The 14,270-nt window shown below is 38.9% G+C and carries 12 protein-coding genes; 1 reads left to right on the top strand and 11 read right to left on the bottom strand.

Going from position 1 to position 14,270, the window contains the following annotated elements; translation table 11 throughout:
- On the top strand, positions 1-265 hold a 265-nt coding region (locus BUB35_RS10680), incomplete at its 5' end, for an integrase core domain-containing protein (protein ID WP_143158976.1).
- Positions 266-306: 41 nt separating this feature from the next.
- Here BUB35_RS10680 and BUB35_RS10675 read toward each other — a convergent pair.
- The 11 genes from BUB35_RS10675 to BUB35_RS10625 all read right to left on the bottom strand — a co-directional run bounded on the left by BUB35_RS10675 (position 307) and on the right by BUB35_RS10625 (position 14,219).
- Positions 307-693 (bottom strand): hypothetical protein, encoded by a 387-nt coding sequence (locus tag BUB35_RS10675; RefSeq protein WP_072851587.1) that lies wholly within the window; start codon positions 691-693, stop codon positions 307-309.
- Between the two features lie 216 nt (positions 694-909).
- On the bottom strand, positions 910-1,302 hold the full coding sequence (locus tag BUB35_RS10670; protein ID WP_072851584.1) for a hypothetical protein: 393 nt from the start codon (positions 1,300-1,302) through the stop codon (positions 910-912).
- A gap of 13 nt (positions 1,303-1,315) precedes the next feature.
- Positions 1,316-2,407, bottom strand: coding sequence for a DUF3854 domain-containing protein (locus BUB35_RS10665; protein WP_072851581.1), 1,092 nt, complete (start codon positions 2,405-2,407; stop codon positions 1,316-1,318).
- A gap of 15 nt (positions 2,408-2,422) precedes the next feature.
- Entirely contained in the window at positions 2,423-3,217 is a 795-nt protein-coding gene (locus BUB35_RS10660; RefSeq protein ID WP_072851579.1) for a hypothetical protein, read from the bottom strand.
- A 70-nt stretch (positions 3,218-3,287) separates the two neighbouring features.
- Positions 3,288-5,531, bottom strand: coding sequence for an SF1B family DNA helicase RecD2 (recD2, locus tag BUB35_RS10655; protein WP_072851577.1), 2,244 nt, complete (start codon positions 5,529-5,531; stop codon positions 3,288-3,290).
- 18 nt (positions 5,532-5,549) lie between these two features.
- Entirely contained in the window at positions 5,550-6,581 is a 1,032-nt protein-coding gene (locus tag BUB35_RS10650; protein ID WP_072851574.1) for a YqaJ viral recombinase family nuclease, read from the bottom strand.
- A gap of 15 nt (positions 6,582-6,596) precedes the next feature.
- Positions 6,597-7,736, bottom strand: coding sequence for a hypothetical protein (locus tag BUB35_RS10645; protein WP_072851572.1), 1,140 nt, complete (start codon positions 7,734-7,736; stop codon positions 6,597-6,599).
- 479 nt (positions 7,737-8,215) lie between these two features.
- A complete protein-coding gene (locus BUB35_RS10640) occupies positions 8,216-10,075 on the bottom strand; it encodes a heavy metal translocating P-type ATPase (protein ID WP_072851569.1) in 1,860 nt (619 codons plus the stop codon).
- Positions 10,076-10,220: 145 nt separating this feature from the next.
- Positions 10,221-10,496: a metal-sensing transcriptional repressor gene (locus BUB35_RS10635; protein ID WP_072851566.1), complete on the bottom strand. Its 276-nt coding sequence runs from the start codon at positions 10,494-10,496 to the stop codon at positions 10,221-10,223.
- Between the two features lie 214 nt (positions 10,497-10,710).
- Positions 10,711-12,444 (bottom strand): ABC transporter ATP-binding protein, encoded by a 1,734-nt coding sequence (locus BUB35_RS10630; protein ID WP_072851563.1) that lies wholly within the window; start codon positions 12,442-12,444, stop codon positions 10,711-10,713.
- Positions 12,441-14,219, bottom strand: a complete 1,779-nt coding sequence (locus BUB35_RS10625) for an ABC transporter ATP-binding protein (RefSeq protein WP_072851560.1) — start codon at positions 14,217-14,219, stop codon at positions 12,441-12,443. The genes BUB35_RS10630 and BUB35_RS10625 overlap by 4 nt, the downstream gene beginning before the upstream one ends.
- Positions 14,220-14,270: the final 51 nt, after the last annotated feature.

Below are 14,270 nucleotides of genomic sequence, written 5' to 3'. Positions count from 1 at the left end.
TGCATTCCGGCAGTTATTGGATTCTCTGAATGTTGTACAGTCATTTTCCAAGAAAGGATATCCTTTCGATAATGCCTGCTGTGAATGTTTCTTCAAGTACCTCAAAAAAGAAGAAGTTAACCGTAAAACATATCATTCTCTGCAGGAACTCCGGTTATCTGTATTCGAATACATCGAAGGATTCTATAATGCCAAGAGACCGCATAGTTCTCTCGGAATGATGACACCAAATGAAAAAGAAGAATGGTACTGGGCACAGCACTAAGCAGCTGTACTCGGCACTTTTCTTTATAAATTGTGTCCACTTTATTGACTATAGTCCATATACTGCACTGTACTTTGAGGCATCAACATTTCCTGAGATATTTCCCTATCGGTCATACCTTCAAAAAAACTCATGATAAGAATAACCAGTTTTTTATGAGGCAACAATAAGAGGGATCTATAAAGCAACTCATTCTCAATAGCCACTACAAATCCATCCATTTTTAACCAAAAATACAGTATGCCATATTGATCCTCCACACATACTTGATCAAAAATTTCATTATGATTTCCAACATACAAAATTCCTTTTTTTCTTTCTATTTTCTCTTCTCTATAAATATTATAATTTCGATACCGTAGCACTTTCTTACAAAAACAATCAAACTTACTGAGTAGGTCTTCACTCTCGAATGGAAGTATTATCATTTAACCACCTCATATTCACAATTTGTTACATCACCACCTCTTTCACCTAATAAATCACGTCTTAATACTAAAAATCCAAAGTTTTCCGAAAAAATTTTAGTTTTGGCTAAAATCTGTTATTTTCAACAAAAAATCACATTAGATATCAATTTTCTCCATAAAAAAACTGCATGCAAAAATTTACATGCAGTCAAAAAATATCACAAATAAAAATATTTATAGATGTTGTTCCTCAACAATTTTTTTGAATAACTGATGATACCTCAAAAACCCTTCGTGATTTAAAGGTACTTTTATGGATACTATACTCCAAATCACTAATTCCTCTTCTTCCACATGAAATGGTCCATTGGGTAAAAACGTATTCCCATTATAAACAGGAAGTGACGGACGCAAAATCTCGTTTACTTCCTTCCTTGACTTTGCCACCATTAAAAAATCAAGTTTCTTTCTTGCAATTTGAAAAAGAATCTTTTCCATAAAACCTTTATCGTGATAACCTCTGATTTCTTTCATCAAACTCCAGATAGCAGCAAACACATACTCCTTTTTTCCTTCCTGTTCAGCTTTCTTTAATGTTTCTATAAAAAGCTGGTTAATCTTATCCATCAAATGAAACCTCCTATTTCATAGTCTTTATAATCTGTTGATGCTGAAGCCAGTCATCAATCCCCTTATATTTTTCATCCCATTTCAATCGGTGTACCTGAAACCCATACTCATTGGCAATCCGTATCATATTCATACAAGCTCTCTGCACATGTGGATTTGTTTCTTTATCCATGTCATATGCTTCTATGATATCTGTTGTACCGTTTTCCCTAAGCTGTGCAAAAGCTGGTCTTAAAGCCTCATAATGCGTCACACCAGCTACTGCAAGAAAAGTCCTACCAGACAGGCTATGAGCAACATTCGCTTTTAACGCCCCCTCTGTCACATATACTGTCTTGGCTGCTGGATTACCTATAAAATGCACAGGACCACCAATAGAAGCTCCTCGAAACTGATTGGAACTGGAAAACCAGATATACTTCTTATCTTCAATGGGATGGTCTAATCGGATCTGAAAGCCTTCCACACGTCCATCCAGAGCACAGACTGGAATTAAAATACCAGAAGCTTTTTTATGAAACTGTATACCATAGGTATTATCCTTTCTTGTATAGAAACCTGGCACACCGCTGAGCTGACAACCACTTGCCACCAATGCAGATACAATATTATGAAATCCAAAGGCTGGCGTACTTCTGTATTGGTATTTTACAATCTCATCAATACGAAGCCCTCTTTCCAGCAAATTTTGCTTATGTGAAGCTGTCAATATCAACTGAGAAAGCAACATACGATAGGTCTGATCTCTCGTTTCAAGGTCTGCTCTTTCTACCTGCTCCAACTCTGGTACCATATTTTTCTGTTTAGCAGCAAATGTCTGGTATTCTGACGCCTTTTTCCCACAATGCAAAATCTCACAAATTTCCTCAAAAGCCTGTCTTTGGCTTATCTTATGCAGCTTGGCATATAGGTCGATCATCCCCCCTGATGTTTCACAATAGTTACAGCGGAAAACATTTTTCACAAGATTGATATTCATTTTTCCTTTTTTGTGGTTACAAAAAGGGCAGTCTACATCCATATTTGTGGGTTGTCTACGGCGAACCTTCAAGTCTAATATTCCTGCCACATCTAATATGGTAAACGGATATATTTTCTCCATATGATACCCTCCTTGTTATTTCGCAGCATCCAGTAATACCTTTGCTGCGGCACGAAGCAGATTGTTTCTGCCGCCGTATGAGTCTATATACCATGTCAGAGCACTCGGTTTCTCCAGACAAAGTTCTCCTATGGTTTTTCCTTTATAAACACCCATAGGAATGATATAAGCTTTGGCATCATCCAAAGTCATTTTCTTTGTCAGTTCCTCAACACTCATGTGTTCCGACAGTTCCTCTTTTTTGCTGCTTTTGGGATTTGATTTTTCACTTCCGACCTCACCTCTAACTTTCTTCTGCTGTGGCACAGGTTCTTCCGGCAACGGCTCATCATCTTCTGGTGACAGGTCATTCTCATTTGTTTTTGATACTGTGACCGGTGCGTCTACCGGATTTGGATCATGTTCTTCACCTGGTTCAGCAAACTGGATACCAAAGCCAGCATCCGCTAAAGCTCTGCCCACTGCAGCTGTTTCAGCAGACTCCACATATTTCTTCCCATAGGCGTCATCTTCTGTACGCCAACGCTGTGCCATCGCACAGGAAATATAGCTGTCCTCTGGATCGTTTCGATCCAGATATATCCTACTTTCAATGATGGCATAATCATTCTCCAACTTGATGATACGTTTTGCTATTTTTCCTAAAGGGTATTTCAATCGAAACCACAGCTTACGATATTTTACATCCAGATAGAGCTGTTCCTCTCCTGCTTCGCTTTGCAGTTTTCTTAAAAAAGCCGCTGGATCGAAGCCTTCCACTTCATTCAAACCATTGATAATTTCCATATTTTTTGCCATCGTTTCATTCATAGTTGTTTCTCTCCTTTTCAAAAAAATAACTGCGTGATCAGAGTCCTCTCATAATCACGCAGCGTCCTTTTTACAATGCTAACTGTTCTGGTATTTTTGTATGTACCACAGCTGTCTTTTTCCCTTCTGTTTTCTTCTTATACGCATCTTGAATTCTTTTTCCCAACCATGTATAACGCTTGACACTGCTATTTTTATGGATTGCCATAAAAAGTGCCTTTTTCTGACCAACCAATATCACCTTCTTCTTCGCTCTGGTAATGGCTGTATAGATCAAGGCTCTTTGCAGCATTACATAGAAAGAGGATAAAATCGGCAGGATCACACATTCATACTCGCTACCCTGTGATTTATGAATGGTAGTGGCATAAGCCAGTTCCAGCTGATTTAACTCATCTATTGTATATGTCTTAAAGCGATGGTCTGAAAACTTGACTGTCAATACCTCATCATTGTTTTTATCTACCTTTCCAATAAAACCGATATCACCGTTGCTCGCAACCTCTGTATTCTTTGTCTGCATTACCTTATCGCCAAAGCGAAATGATGTGCTTCCATAAGAGAGTTCCATGGTTTTATTGATCAATGGATTTGCTAATTCTCTTAACATCTGATTCAGATTTTTCACACCGGCATCACTTTTCAGGCGGAACGGAGATAATACCTGTACCTGCTCCAGTCCATAGGTTTTCACCGCTCTCTGATAAATTTCCTGAATAGACTGAACTGCTTCTGCAACATCGCTCACATCTATAAACTGGAAATCATCGCCATATAAAAGCTTTGTCTCTCCATTTTTCATTGCATGGGCATTCAAGGCAATCCTACTGGTGTTCTGCTGACGGAATACCGTGTCCAGTACTGTTACCGGGACTAAACCACAGCCAATCAACTCACTGAGTACATTTCCTGCACCAACAGAGGGAAGCTGATCTATATCACCTACGAACAAAACCTTTGTTCCGCTGGCAAGTGCCTCAAAAAGATAATATGCCAGCTGCATATCCAGCATAGATGCTTCATCTACAATAATGAAATCAGCAGATAAAACCGTCGTATCCTGCTCATTGGCATCTGATGTCAAAGAAAGAGCGGAATGCAGCGTAGAAGCATTTGGATATCCTGTACTTTCCGACATTTTTCTTGCTGCTCTCCCAGTGGGTGCTGCAAGTAAGACCTCTTTGCCTTGAAACATCTTTCCATAGACTGCCAGAATGACTTTCAGTACCGTTGTTTTACCAGTACCTGGACCACCTGTGATAATAGAAAACGGATGTTCCATACACATTTCTACAGCTTGACTTTGGGCTTCAGAAAGCCAGATTCCATTTTCCTTCTGTGCTTCCTCCAAAAATTTTTTGCAATCTTCTGGTTTCTTTTTTCGACACAACAGTGCCGCAATATTCTTTGCCGTTTCCTTTTCATATAAATAAAGTTTCGGAAGATAGACCTGCTCATGCTCAGAAATAATTGTCTTTTTCTTCTGCATCAAGTCATAAACCTCGCGGAGTGCAGACGCATCCACAGGTGTATCTTCACATTTCTCATTCAGCATCTCCAATGCCTTTTTCAGCACCTCACTCTCTGGCAAATACACATTGCCATGGTCTTTGCCGTCTTCCAGCACATACAGGATGGCGCCTTCGATACGCAGAGGATCATCCGGTTGGAAATTGATTTTTCTCGCCATTTCATCAACCGTCAAAAAACCAAAGCCAGAGATTTCACATAAGGCAAATGGTCTGTTTTTGATAGTTTCCACCGCATTCACACCAAAGGCTTCCTGTATCTTTTTCGCTTTATTCACAGAAATGCCATAGGGTGATAGAAAGGTCATCAGTTCTCGGATACTCTGGCTGTCTGCAAAAGATTGACGGATCTTATCCAGTTTCTTTTGGGTAATGCCTCGTACCTCTAGCAAACGCTCTGGTTCGTGTTCTAAAACCTCCAATGTATCTAATCCAAACTTCGATACAATCAGTATAGCTGTGGCAGGACCGACACCTTGGATCAAACCAGAAGACAGATATGCTGCTATACCTTCTTTCGTTTTGGGAATGATTTCGCGAAAACTGTCTACGGTATATTGCAGACCATATTTGCTGTTTTCCCATTTGCCATTGAGCTCCAGCATCATGTTGGTCCTTTCCGGAAGATAATATCCCTTTACAGAAAAACGGACCTTGTCATCCCCGAAGTTTTGATGTTTCAGCGTTTCTTTTGGAAACTCCTCTTTTTCTTCACTCACCATACGCAGGATGCAAAATCCGTTTTCTTCATTCTTATAAATTGTCTTTTCATAGGACGCAATCAAAACACATCACCTTACCTTTTATTTCAAAACTTTCTTCACTTGAAATGTTCTGCTTTCTGAAACAGAAGCATATTTATCAAACATTTCTTTGTCATTTAACTTCATTCGTTCCATTGCTTCTTTTGGTATCAAGGTACGGTAAGATGGCTTATAGGTGATCAAATACTCACACCCATCTGCTACACACTTTCCTTTTGTACCGGAACCCAACATGGCTGCAAATTGTGCATACATTGTCTTGATTTTTCCTTCCAATTCTCTACCTGTCTTATCTAAAGCTGATTTTTCACTTTTTATTTCTATAATTTTTTCAAGTACATCTCCATACTTATCATCAAAAAGTAATTCTTCCTGTTGATTACGCTCTGCTTGATAACGCTTCAGGCTCCTAAGCATCAAATCACCATCACCTGTTAACGGCGGTTCCTGCTGCTTTTCCACATAGTCGTACCAAAACATCCCTTCCTGTTCAATCAGATTTTCTTCAAAATCCAGATCGCGTTCGATTTTCTGATAGATAAAATCGTTTTCTGTGTTGCCATGCAGGCAAGCAGCATAACTGGCAAAAACATTTCTTACTGCCATGTAATGTCTGCATTGTACCTCATAAGTATAGGGTACTGCACCGCTGTCCCATTTATCTTTCACATAATGGCTGCCGGTTTTGCATTCTAAAATACCGATTTCACCAGATGACGTTTCGTACATATAATCAATGTCTGCAATCATATAGGGATATAATGGATGACGCAACATCCTTTTTTCCTTCCAGACACGAAATCCTGTTTTTTTCGCAAAGATTTCTGCAACCAGATCCTCCAAACGCTTTCCAACCTCAAGAGTGACCCAATTTTCATCCTCTGGCATGTCAGGTGTTCTGCCAATTTTCTCGAAATAAACATCTCTTGTGAGTTTATAGGCTGATACACCGAGAATAATGCCGGCATCACTGCCACCAATACCACTTTTTCGATATTCCAGCCAATCTTCATTACTTAATCCTGTAATATCCACCACAACTTCTGGTTCATACTGTAAATCCAAAGACATTTTTTGTTCCTCCTTTTACCATTTCATTTCTCCAGCCAGATCATAGTCCTTCCAACGGATATGCACCGCACGAGCAATGTTCTCCTCCATTTTCACGATTTTAGCGCCTTCTGGCTCATCACGCATGAGGATATGTTCTGCCTCTGTAATGCCCAAATAGACTTCATACGCTGAACAACATGTTTCTCCGTTCTGCTGCTGGAAATTTTCTGCAATTTCCATGGCAATTTTTTTCGGGATACCGATACGCTTCATAACACCAAGCAAGGTATTTACTGGATGAAACAAAATCAGGCTCATCATTTTTTCTAGGCTGCTTAATGCCTTTCCGTATTGGGCATACAACAGATTTAACTGGCTGTCAAATTTCTCAAGACTAGCACCATTTTTATGTTCCAATTTTAAAGGACTGCCAAGAGGTAAAATCTTAGCTCCGCTTCCAACAAAGAGCAATGGATATAAGTTTGCACCACTATACCCCACATCAGAAGTCGTTAAACGAAGTCCGGCTTTTAACCCATCTGTTGGTAAACGGTGTTTTTTCAGCAGCTTCCTGTACTCCTGAAGCAAATCTGTTTCATTGCTCAGCTCCCATAAAGCAGTAGCTACACTATGGTCATAAGATGCACCTGCAAAGGTATATCCTGGGAAATTCGTTTGCAGGTATTCCACTGTCTTGCGGAATAATTCCGGCATTTCTAATACTGCGTAGTCTGATGGATCACCACCATGAACAGCGGATATTTTTTTCTCGCAAAACCTGAGCAATGCTTCTCCAGATGCAACTTCCATACAGTAGTTCAAAATTTTAGCAAGGACAGTTTTTTCCACTTTGTTCAAGGCGTTGCCAGAGACCCTTGCCCTATCTAAAATGGTTTTCACTGCACAGCTACGTACCGGATAAAAACTATCCTGCACCTTCAGAACCAGACGGGTATGTTCCATGGTATCTTCCATAATTGGCTGCATCTCATGATTTTCCTCGTTCTCCATGAACATTGTCACTTTCTGGTCATCTGCTGCTAAAAAACGGATTTCACTACTCTTTTCTCGCTGCCAAGCAGAGTTTTCTTCCCTTTCCTGAAGAAAGGCAATAAATTCCTCCTCATTCAAAAAATTCTTTTGATACTGATCCATAAACACTTTTTCATTCATAAACGCTTCCACCTTTCTAAAAATATTTGTTTATATCAAAGGCTCCTTCGCCCTTTGACCAATAAAAAAAGCGGAAAAAAACCAAAATTTCATTTGATTTCTTCCCGCTATCGTCAAAATAAAAAATGCGTGACTGATATGTAAAAACACATAACAATCACGCATATAATCCTTAAACAGCCTGTTTCAGATTTACTGAAACATAATACTCAATATATAGCTTAGCATAACACGGCAATATCACTCTGTCAAGAACGTCAGTTTTTTGATAGCCTTGCAATAGCAAAAGAATTTTCAATATTATATTTGTTATTCTTATCATCATCTTTTTGAACTGACCGCTGTCTCTGTTATACCATTATTTCTTTTCATCACCATAGTTTGAACTGAAGGACAGTTTCCGTTACTTTGCGGTATTATATACATATTGACAGCACCCCCTGCAAGACTTGTAAAACTTGCAGAGGGCACTAGCAGTTTTATTTTTTCTTCCAATTCAAAAGTAATGCCGAGTTTATAATTACAAGTATTGATCCTGTATTATGTACCAATGCACCTGTAACGGGACCGAGTAACCCGGTTATAGCAAGTGCAATTGCAAGAAAATTTAGTCCCAAAGAGAATGATAGATTCACCTTAATGGTAGTCATCATTCTCTTTGAAAGGGATAAAAGGTGTGGTAACTCTTTGATTTCATCATTCACAAGAGCAATATCTGCGGCATCCACCGCAATATCGCTCCCAACACCACCCATCGCAATGCCAACATATGCTTTTTTAAGTGCTGGTGCATCGTTAATGCCATCACCAATCATACAGACTGAATATCCACCATCTTGATATTTACCGATATAGTTCAACTTATCTTCTGGCAGACAATTAGCATAAACCTCACTTATGCCCAATTGACTCGCAATGGTTTCAGCCGCATTCTTGTTATCTCCGGTAAGAAGAACAGGATGCACATCGATTTTACCAAGTGCTGCAATCATATCCTTACTTTCTTCTCTCACCGTATCAGAAAGAACGATATAACCTGCTAATACATCATCAATGACAACATAAGTTATAGTACTACCTTCATTTAAATATTTACCTGCAGCATTTGCAAGTTCTTTGGAAATTGTTACGCCTTCCATAAGCTTTAAATTACCTGCTTTAACAACCTTTCCATTAACAGTAGCCGTTACTCCCTCGCCGAGACTCATTTTGAAATCCTTACAAGCGACTGTTTTTTGACCGTAACAACGGACAATAGCCTTTCCAATAGGATGTTCACTCATGTGCTCAGCTGAGGCAGCATAGGAATAAATCTCATCTTCACTATATGCAGAAACAGATTTAACCGCAGTTACTTTGGGTGTGCCATATGTTAGAGTACCCGTTTTATCAAAAGTTATTTTTGATACTTTGGCAAGTCTTTCAAGAGCATCACCTTCACGGACAAGAAAGCCATGTTTCGTAGCATTTCCGATAGCTGCCATAATTGCAGTAGGGGTAGCAAGTACCAATGCGCAAGGGCAAAACACAACAAGGATAGTAACTGCACGAATAATTTCATCCGTAAATGCCCAAGTCAGACCTGCAGCAGTAAGCGCAATCACAACAATCCAAGTTGCCCATCTATCCGCAAGACCAACGATTTTTGCCTTATCCGCATCGGCAGACTGTACCAGCTTAATCATTCTTTGAATGGAACTGTCCTCACCGACTTTTATAGCTTTCATTTCAAATGCACCAAACTGATTGACCGTACCCGAAAATACCTCATCACCAACTATTTTATCTACAGGGAGAGATTCTCCTGTCATAACCGCTTGATTTACAGAAGTCTGACCAGAAATGATAACACCATCAACAGCAATCGTTTCACCAGGCAGAACACGAATGATATCACCAACCTTTATTTGCTCGGCAGGAATAATCTTTTCTTCACCGTTCATAATAACTCTTGCTGTCTGCGGCGTTAAACGAACAAGTTTTTCAATACCCGCTCTCGCTTTAGCAACAGTTAGATCTTCAAGTAAAGAGCCAAGTTGCATAATAAAAGCAACTTCGCCTGCAGCGAAATCTTCTCCGATAAACACTGAAGCAATAAGAGCAAGAGATACAAGTACGTCTGCTTTAATATCAAAGGAAGTAATAAGACCAATTATGGCTTCTAAAACAATTGGCACACCACAAAGAATAATAGCAATCCACGCCGCATCAAACGGCAATGGTACCAAATCAAAAACACTTATCATAAGCGAGAGTCCGCCAAGCACTAGAAACACAATATCCTTCTTTTTTCCTCCAAGCTCCATAAATTCTTCCACTTTTCCGATAATATTCTCCATATGAAACCTCTTTTCTATACCCATACTTTGACCACTATTATACCTATGGGGGTATACCCATATTATACCCATAGGGGTATAATATGTCAAGGATTCCAAAAGAAAAAAGGCAGTTATTTAAACTGCCTTTCGGAAAAATTTTATTTTATTGCATGTTGGCAAAGCGTTCTACTGCTTTGGTAAATTTCTCAATTGTTGCATCCGCATCTCCATGTTCAATGCCATCTTTTACGCAATGTTTGATATGACCTTCAAGCACTACCTGTCCCGCTTTATTAAGAGCAGATTTCGCTGCATTAATTTGAGAAAGAATATCCTCGCAAGGCACATCCTCGTCAATCATTCTGTCAATTGCTTGAATTTGTCCAATAATTTTTGCAAGCCTGCGATGCAGATTTGCAGAATCCATACATTGTTTCATACGCTAACCTCCATACCTCTATGGGTATGTGTATTGTAGCACTTATTAAGAATAAAGTCAATTTTTTCTATAATATTGGTCTATCAGCTTCTACATGCATTGATGATAATCGGTGTTTCTCTATTATGAGGTACGTTTTTTGTTTATTACAAATACACTTCTCCATTTCTTATATGTGGTTCATCACTTCTCTCCAACAGAATTTGAACCAGCATTATAATAGTGTCCAATTTTGGCTTTCTTTCTGCTTATTTACCATATGGGCATAGATACCGTTTTCTTTCATTAACATATCAGGCGTTCCTTCTTCAGCCACCTTTCCTCCCGACAACACCACAATTTTATCAGCGCTTGCTACAGTACGCATTCTATGCGCAATCACTAAAACAGTCTTATTTTCGATCAGCCTCGACAGCGCTGTTTGAATCAAGGTTTCATTTTCTACATCCAAAGCTGCTGTAGCTTCATCCAGCAAAATAATTGGTGCATTTTTCAAAAAAGCTCGTGCTATGGAAATTCGTTGGCGTTCACCGCCAGAAAGTTCACATCCGTTTTCTCCAATATAGGTATTCCATTTATCAGGCAATCTTTCAACAAACTCATCAACATTTGCAAGATGTGCCGCAGCCAGAACTTCCGCATCTGTGGCATTCTGATTGCCAATACGTATATTTTCCATAATCGTATTATCAAACAATGTTACTTCCTGAAATACAATTGAGTACAAAGAAAATAATACTTCTGGATCGACTTTTGAAATATCCATGCCTCCAACCGTAATCTTACCAGAGGTAACATCCCAAAAACGAGCTGCCAAACGAGATACTGTCGTTTTGCCTCCTCCCGAAGGTCCTACCAGTGCAGTTACTTCTCCCTGCTTTGCCGTAAAAGTAACATCCCTCAGGACGGTTTCACCTGAATTATACGCAAATTGGACATGTTCAAAGGAAATGTCATACCCTTTATTGGAAAGTAATGTCTCGCCTTGCTGCATTGGATGATCCAAAATTTCATTCATACGAGCAATATTTGTACGGGTAGAAATAACAGCTGCCAAATTCTGCAATGCACCTTGTAATGGATCATACATTCTGGAAATAACCAACAGAAATAAAAAGAATGTTAATACATCCAAACTGCCTTGCACTAACAATATAGATCCAACAAGAGCTACGGTAACAATTCCAAGTTTTAAAACGAGAGAGGCTGATACCACAAATGCAGCTAACCCAAATTCGTTTAAAATAGAGCGATGTTCCACATAGCGTATTTTCTTTTCAAGACCTTTCAAATATTCTTTCTCTGCATTATTAGCTTTCAGGTCCTGAACTGTTTCGATGCATTCTTGAATTCCATCTGCGCAAGACATTTTTGCATCCATTGACTTTTTATTAAATCCTTCTTGAATTTTTGCAGAAAACCCTACAATGGCAAATGCCACTGGTGCTACCCAAAGTGCAGCTAAAGCCATGCGCCAATCGTAAAAGAATAAACTTATCAAAATCAATACTGTAGAAATAATTGATCCAACCAATTCCGGGATGAAGTGCGAAAAACTCTGTTCCAAGAAAGTGCAATCTGCCATAATTGTACTGGTAAGATCCGCCAAATCCTTTTTTCCAAAAAAGGACATTGGTATCTTTCGTAATTTTTCTGCCAAGGTAACCCTGCGTATACCACTTTCAATATAAGTCGCAAAGTATGTTGCATTGTATTGGAAGTATGTTGTTACCAAAATAATTCCTATGCATAGTACACAACCAATGATGTAAAAAGAAATCCTATTTTTAGGTACACCTCCATTGATCAAATCACTTACAAGGCTATAAAGCAATCCAACGGGAAACATGAAAGAAATATTTTGCATAACACATGCAATGCATCCTTTTATCAGATCTTTTGCCCCCGTTTCAGAAAGAGCATATTTTTTCTGCAAATATTTAATCATGATTTCAATACCTCCTTTTGTACCTTCCATTGAACGGAAGACTGGTATTCTTCCAACATTTTGGCAAAGAGTCCATCCTTATTCTGCAATTCATCGCTAGAGCCACTTTCAACAATTTGCCCATCTTTTATCACATAAATCTGATCTACTCCAACTACAGAAGATAATCTATGCGCAATCATAAGAACCGTTTTCCCTTGTGTGAGTTTAGAAAGCGCTGCCTGCACACGAAACTCATTGTCAGGATCTGCAAATGCTGTGGCTTCATCTAAAATAACGATTGGCGTATTTTTTAGCATAACACGAGCAATTGCAATTCGTTGTTGTTCTCCACCAGAAAGATAAATTCCTTTTGTGCCAATTATGGTATCTACACCATTGGGCAATTTTTCCAGAATATCTTGGCATTGTGCATTTTGCAGTGCTGTCATAACTTCCTGTCGGGTCGCATTTGGTTTACCTAAACGAACATTTTCTAAAATAGAAGCTTTTATCAAATGACTATTTTGAAATACAAAAGAAATCGTATTCATTAACTCTTCTTTGGAAATATCTCGGATATCCACACCACCAATTTTTACACTTCCGCTATCAGGGTCAAAGAAACGAGAAATTATATTCGCAAGTGTAGTCTTACCACCGCCAGAAGGTCCTACAAAAGCAACTTTTTGTCCAGATGGAATGGAAAGCGTAATCCCTTTCAAAACCTCTTGTTTTCCATCATAACTGAAATGCACATTTTCCAGTGATACAGATCCATCTTCTGGATGCAGCGGATGTTTTGTTTCCTCCAGAGGTTTTAAAGTCATAATGCTGTCAATTCTTTGTAAAGCATCATCCACAATCATGGCGTTTTCACTTTGGAACATAATGCGTGTTAAAGTTACAGATATAATGGGGGTAATAATAATATAAAAGATTAAATTCAGAAGAAAGTCCACAGAAGTATGCTCCTGCGTAAATAATAATGCACCAGCAATCAGGAAAACAAATACCCCATTAATAGCTGCTGTATAAAGCATCATTGGCATACGAAGCTGCTTTGTATAAGCAATAACCCATACTTTATAGCGATCGATGGAGTCCTTGAACTTTCGAAATGAGTAGATCGTTTGACCAAAAGTCTTAACAACCGGAATCCCTCGAACATACTCAACTGCTTCATTAGACATATCATCCAGCGCATCTTGATATTCTTTCATTTTTTGCTGCATTTCTTTGCCTGTCATAGTCATCATAATGGAAAATGCAAGAACTACTGGCAAAAGGCTTAAAAGACCAAGTCTCCAATCAAACATCATAAGCAAAAAAAGCAATCCGCAAGGTGTGGCAATGGCATTTGCTCGATCTGGAAGTTGATGTGCAAGATAAGTTTCTGTTGCAGCACTGGATTCATTCACGATCTTTCGAAGTTTTCCACTGCCAAACCTCTCCGCAGCTCCCAATGGAAGTTTTACGATATGTTTCATTGTCTGCAAACGCAAATTTGTTGCAATGCGAAAAGCACCCAAATGAGAGCACATAAGACCGGAAATATATATTAGCATCGATATAACTGCAAACAATACCGCCATCCACCCATTATGTGTAACATCCTTGGCAGCATTAAAATTGGGAGCAACCTGTAATATTTCCTTCATCATTGCCCATATAAAATAATATGGAACCAAAGCGAGCAAGGCACTGATGGCAGATAATATCCATGAAGCGTAGGTCAAGTATTTGTATTTTCCTGCAATTTCAAGCAGACGTGACAAATTAGATTGTTTTTTCAAGTAAACTCCTCCTTTACATTTTTATACTTTAGGTTAGCAATGACTAACTCA

The organism is Anaerotignum lactatifermentans DSM 14214 (assembly GCF_900142265.1).
GTDB classification, from domain to species: Bacteria; Bacillota; Clostridia; order Lachnospirales; family Anaerotignaceae; genus Anaerotignum; species Anaerotignum lactatifermentans.
Note: the sequence above shows the minus strand (reverse complement) of the source record. Positions and strands in the feature narration are given on the sequence as shown.

What these genes read in the sequence shown, in the direction of transcription:
- BUB35_RS10675 (WP_072851587.1), bottom strand. Translation starts at nt 693, where the DNA reads ATGATAATACTTCCATTCGAGAGTGAAGACCTACTCAGTAAGTTTGAT.
- BUB35_RS10670 (WP_072851584.1), bottom strand. Translation starts at nt 1,302, where the DNA reads ATGGATAAGATTAACCAGCTTTTTATAGAAACATTAAAGAAAGCTGAA.
- BUB35_RS10665 (WP_072851581.1), bottom strand. Translation starts at nt 2,407, where the DNA reads ATGGAGAAAATATATCCGTTTACCATATTAGATGTGGCAGGAATATTA.
- BUB35_RS10660 (WP_072851579.1), bottom strand. Translation starts at nt 3,217, where the DNA reads ATGAATGAAACGATGGCAAAAAATATGGAAATTATCAATGGTTTGAAT.
- BUB35_RS10650 (WP_072851574.1), bottom strand. Translation starts at nt 6,581, where the DNA reads ATGTCTTTGGATTTACAGTATGAACCAGAAGTTGTGGTGGATATTACA.
- BUB35_RS10645 (WP_072851572.1), bottom strand. Translation starts at nt 7,736, where the DNA reads ATGAATGAAAAAGTGTTTATGGATCAGTATCAAAAGAATTTTTTGAAT.
- BUB35_RS10640 (WP_072851569.1), bottom strand. Translation starts at nt 10,075, where the DNA reads ATGGAGAATATTATCGGAAAAGTGGAAGAATTTATGGAGCTTGGAGGA.
- BUB35_RS10635 (WP_072851566.1), bottom strand. Translation starts at nt 10,496, where the DNA reads ATGAAACAATGTATGGATTCTGCAAATCTGCATCGCAGGCTTGCAAAA.
- BUB35_RS10630 (WP_072851563.1), bottom strand. Translation starts at nt 12,444, where the DNA reads ATGATTAAATATTTGCAGAAAAAATATGCTCTTTCTGAAACGGGGGCA.